Origin of the sequence: Microbacterium sp. ISL-103, from assembly GCF_018613995.1 — a bacterium.
Taxonomy (GTDB): domain Bacteria; phylum Actinomycetota; class Actinomycetes; order Actinomycetales; family Microbacteriaceae; genus Microbacterium.
Genome location: NZ_JAGGPD010000368.1, coordinates 1 through 4,274 on the forward strand (window position 1 = coordinate 1; position 4,274 = coordinate 4,274).

The window sequence follows — 4,274 nt, forward strand, 5'->3', positions numbered from 1 at the left end:
GGAGTCATGCCCGACGTACGACACTGGCGCCACGATGACACCGCACGGTTCCTGCGGGTGCCGGGAGCGGATGACGACAAATACTCCCGCGGGGTGGTGGGCCTGCGCACCGGCTCGTCCGCCTACCCGGGTGCCGCTGTGCTCGGCGTGGAGGCCGCATGGCGTGCAGGAGCGGGTTTCGTCCGATATGTCGGAGAGGGCCGAGCCGCGGACGCGGTGATCGCCCGGCGCCCGGAGACCGTGGTCAGCTCGCACGCCGCCGGTGCTCGGGTCGGCGCCTGGGTGATCGGGTCCGGAACGGATGCCGCGAGCCGCAGCCGCGACGAGGAGCGCGAACTGCGCGACCTGCTCGATGGCCCCGCCCCGGTGGTCGTCGACGCGGGCGCGCTGGATCTGGCGCCGGGAAGTCGGGCACCTCTCGTGCTGACGCCGCACCGACGGGAGTTCGAGCGCCTGCAGGACCAGCTGGGGTCCGCGGCCGATGACGACCGCGTGAGCGCTGTCGCCCGTGTCGCGGCCGAACTCGGAGCCACTGTCCTGCTGAAGGGCGCGCAGACGCTGATCGCCGACGCGGATGGAGCCGTCATCCGGGTGGAGGCAGGGACCGGGTGGCTCGCCACAGCGGGCACCGGCGATGTCCTCGGCGGCGTGCTCGGAGCACTGCTCGCGGGAAACGCCGACGCTGCGACGGCCGAGGTCGCGGCGGCCGCGGCGTGGCTGCACGGCCACGCCGGCCGGATCGCTTCCGGCGTCAGCGCTCAGGGCGGTGGGCCGGGGCATCCGATCGTCGCCCTCGATGTCGCCGAGGCGCTGCCCCGCGCGATCGCGGACGTCATCGCGTGAGCCGCACCTCGACGATGCGACTCGTCGCACTCTGGAGCGCCTTCGTCGTCGTGCATGTCGTCACGGCGATCACCGGCTGGCTGTATCCGAGTCAGCCGATGGGCGACGTCGTGCTGGTGTACGAGCCCTGGTCGGCTGCGGCCCTGTCGGGTGGGGAGATCGTCGGCGTCACAGAGACATGGGTCTACCCGCAGCTCGCGCTCGTGCCCATGCTGATCGCGAAGATCATGTCGACTCCGCTCATCGCGGTGCTGGGCGCATCAGAGGCCTACCTGATCGCCTGGGCGGCGCTCGTCACGGTGCTCGACACGATCGCCTTCGCCGTGCTCGTCGGTCGCGCGCCGTCTCGCCCGCGACGCGTCGCGGCCTGGTTCTGGGTGGCGGCCCTGCTTCTGCTGGGACCGATCGCGATGTACCGGATCGATGCGATCACCGTGCCGATCGCGGTGATCGGCGGGCTCTGGCTCACCCGTCGTCCGGCGGTCGCTGCGGTGCTGCTCGCCATCGGCGCCTGGATCAAGATCTGGCCGGGAGCCCTGCTGCTCGGTGCGATCGTCGCGGTCCGAACGCGGATGCGGGTGATGCTCACCGCGGCCGCGGTGTCGGCATGCATCGTCGTCGTGCTGTTCCTCGTCGGCGCCGACGGCGAGATCTTCGGCTTCCTGACCGAGCAGACCGGACGCGGCCTGCAGATCGAAGCGGTCGCCGCGACCCCGTTCCTCTGGCTCGCGATGACGGGAGCCGCCCGTATCGAGTACAGCTTCGACATCCTGACGTTCCAGATCAGCGCCCAGGGGGCGGATGCCGTCAGCGCGGTGCTCACTCCGCTGATGGGGCTCGTCGTCATCGGGGTCACGGTCGTCGGCGCTCTCAAGGCGACGAGGGGAGCGACGTTCGCCCGTCTGTTCCCTCCGCTCGCGCTGACTCTGGTCGCTGCGCTGATCGTGCTGAACAAGGTCGGCTCACCGCAGTTCCAGACATGGCTGATCGCGCCCGTCGTGCTGTGGCTGGTCCTCGACCGCACGAGGGCCGCGGTGCCCGCTGCGATCGTGTTGGGCCTGTGCGCCCTGACGTGTCTCGTGTACCCGCTCACGTACGATGCGCTTCTGCGAGCCGAGCTGCTTCCGGTCGTGATCCTGACGCTGCGCAACATCCTGCTCATCGTGGCCCTCGTCGTCGGCGTCCGAGCCGTCGTCCGGGTGCCCGCCCCTCGTCCGACAACCCACCGGGAGTGAACCCATGCTGATCGCCTTCTCCGTCGCACCGAGCGGCGTCCCCTCCGACGGATCCGAGCGCTCCGACGCGTCTGTCCACGACGCGGTCGCCGCCGCCGTCCGAGTCGTGCGGGAATCCGGTCTGCCCCACCGCACCACGAGCATGTTCACCGAGGTCGAGGGGCCCGACTGGGACACGGTGATGGACGTCGTCAAGCGAGCCACCGAGGCGGTGATGCCGTTCGGGTCGCGGGTGTCGCTCGTGCTCAAGGCCGACATCCGCCCCGGATACTCCGGCGAGCTCGACGCGAAGATCGAGCGACTCGAGGCGGCGATCGACGAAGCGGACTGACTCTGCCGGCAGGGGTGGAGAGGGGCATCCCACCGCGCGACGCCCGGCGCGTTCGCCACCGCGTAGACTCGACGGGTGAATCCCTCGACTGAATCGAGGGGTGCGGCGAAGTGGGCGCTCCTCTCCCTCGCCATCGGCAGTTTCGGCATCGGCATGACCGAGTTCGTCGTCATGGGCCTGCTGCCCAACATCGCCGACGAACTGCTGCCCACCCTCTCGGCGAGCAGCCCGGAAGACGCTCTGAGCCAGGCCGGCTGGCTGATCTCGCTCTACGCTCTCGGCGTCGTGATCGGTGCTCCCACGATCGCAGGGTTCGTCGCCCGATACCCCCGCCATCGCGTGATGATCGCGCTGGCGCTGGCGCTGACCGTCTTCAACGCGCTCACGGTGTTCCTGCCGACCTTCGAGCTCGTCGGCGCCTCGCGATTCCTCGCAGGTCTCCCGCACGGCGCGTACTTCGGGATCGGCGCGCTCGTCGCCGCAGATGTCATGGGTCCGGGCAACCGTGCCAAGGGCGTGGCCTTCATCCTCACCGGTCTGACCGTCGCGAACGTCGTGGGAGTGCCCCTGGGCACCTTCCTCGGCCAGCTCTGGGGATGGCGGGCGGCGTTCGCCGTCGTGACGATCGTCTTCGCCCTCGCGACCGTGTGCATCGCCTTCTTCGTTCCGAAGCACCCCGGATCTCCGGGGCGGACGATGCGCGAAGAGCTCGGTGTCTTCCGCATCCCTCAGGTCTGGTTCACGCTCGGTGTCGGTGCCATCGGTTTCGGCGGGTTCTTCGCCGTGTACAGCTACATCGCACCCCTGGTGACCGAGGTCGCAGGCTCTCCCGAGTGGGCGGTGCCGATCGTCCTGGTGCTGATGGGACTCGGGATGACGGCGGGCAACCTCGTCGGCGGCCATCTCGCCGACATCGACCTGCGTCGAACACTGCTCTTCGGACTCGCGGCGATGGCCGTCGTGTTCGCCCTCCTCGCGGTGCTGGCGTCCTGGATCGTCACCCTGGCGCTCCTCGTGCTCGTCGTCGGGTTCGTGTCGTCGGTGCTCAGCCCCACGATCCAGACCCGGCTGATGGACGTCGCCGGGGACAACCAGTCGATCGCCGCCGCGATGAACCACTCCGCCCTGAACATCGGCAACAGCCTCGGCGCGTTCCTCGGCGGCAGCGTGATCGCCGCCGGGTGGGGGTTCGTCGCTCCGTCGTGGACGGGTGCGGCGCTCGCCGTCGCGGGGCTCGTGATCGCTCTGCTGTCGTACCGCTCGGAGGCGCGGAAGCCGGCGTTCGCCTCTGTGTGAGCGGAATGCGGCGGCCGTAGGGTGAGGATGTGACCGAACTCGACGCCCTCCCCGTCGCCGGGACCGCCGTGCTGCTGCGCCCCGAGGCCGACGGCTTCACCGTGCTGTTCATGCGTCGACCGGAACGCGGATCGTTCGCCGGCGCGTGGGTGTTTCCCGGAGGCAAGGTCGAGCCCGCCGACCGGCGCGAGGGTGCCGATGAGGGCGACGATGCCCGACGCGCGGCGATTCGCGAGACGGCCGAAGAGGTCGGACTCGTCATCAGCGATCCGGTGCTGCTGTCGCGGTGGCAGCCTCCTGCCCAGGCGCCCGTGCGGATCCGGACCTGGTTCTTCCTCGCCGAGGCACCGGACGGCGAGCTGCGGTTCAGTGCGGAAGAGGTCGCCGACGCGGTGTGGCTGAGCCCCGCCGACGCGCTGTCGAGGCATGCAGCGGGGGAGTGGACGCTCTTCCCGCCGACCTGGGTGACGCTGCATCAGCTGAGCAGGTTCGAGTCCGTCGAGCAGGCGCTCGCGTCGGCCGGGGTGGCCCGGCACTTCTCGACCCGTGTGGTGCAGACCCCTCAGGGT

5 protein-coding genes are annotated in these 4,274 nt (G+C 70.2%); all 5 read left to right on the plus strand.

What is annotated here, in order from left to right:
• Positions 1-6 precede the first annotated feature (6 nt).
• Positions 7-843 (plus strand): NAD(P)H-hydrate dehydratase, encoded by an 837-nt coding sequence (locus tag J7E68_RS13470; RefSeq protein ID WP_215173386.1) that lies wholly within the window; start codon positions 7-9, stop codon positions 841-843.
• Positions 840-2,078 carry a hypothetical protein gene (locus tag J7E68_RS13475; RefSeq protein WP_311416925.1) on the plus strand — a complete coding sequence of 413 codons (1,239 nt, stop codon included), beginning with the start codon at positions 840-842 and terminating at the stop codon, positions 2,076-2,078. Before J7E68_RS13470 ends, J7E68_RS13475 begins: the two co-directional genes overlap by 4 nt.
• A gap of 4 nt (positions 2,079-2,082) precedes the next feature.
• The gene (locus J7E68_RS13480; protein WP_215173381.1) at positions 2,083-2,409 is read left to right on the plus strand and encodes a thiamine-binding protein; all 327 of its coding nucleotides are present in this window, start codon (positions 2,083-2,085) and stop codon (positions 2,407-2,409) included.
• Positions 2,410-2,484: 75 nt separating this feature from the next.
• On the plus strand, positions 2,485-3,705 hold the full coding sequence (locus tag J7E68_RS13485; protein ID WP_215173383.1) for an MFS transporter: 1,221 nt from the start codon (positions 2,485-2,487) through the stop codon (positions 3,703-3,705).
• Positions 3,706-3,734: 29 nt separating this feature from the next.
• Positions 3,735-4,274 (plus strand): NUDIX domain-containing protein (locus tag J7E68_RS13490; RefSeq protein WP_215173385.1); only part of this gene is annotated, 540 nt, incomplete at its 3' end.

Bases quoted from the DNA above. Each gene is read 5' to 3' on its own strand.
- J7E68_RS13470 (WP_215173386.1), top strand. From the start codon at position 7: ATGCCCGACGTACGACACTGGCGCCACGATGACACCGCACGGTTCCTG.
- J7E68_RS13480 (WP_215173381.1), top strand. From the start codon at position 2,083: ATGCTGATCGCCTTCTCCGTCGCACCGAGCGGCGTCCCCTCCGACGGA.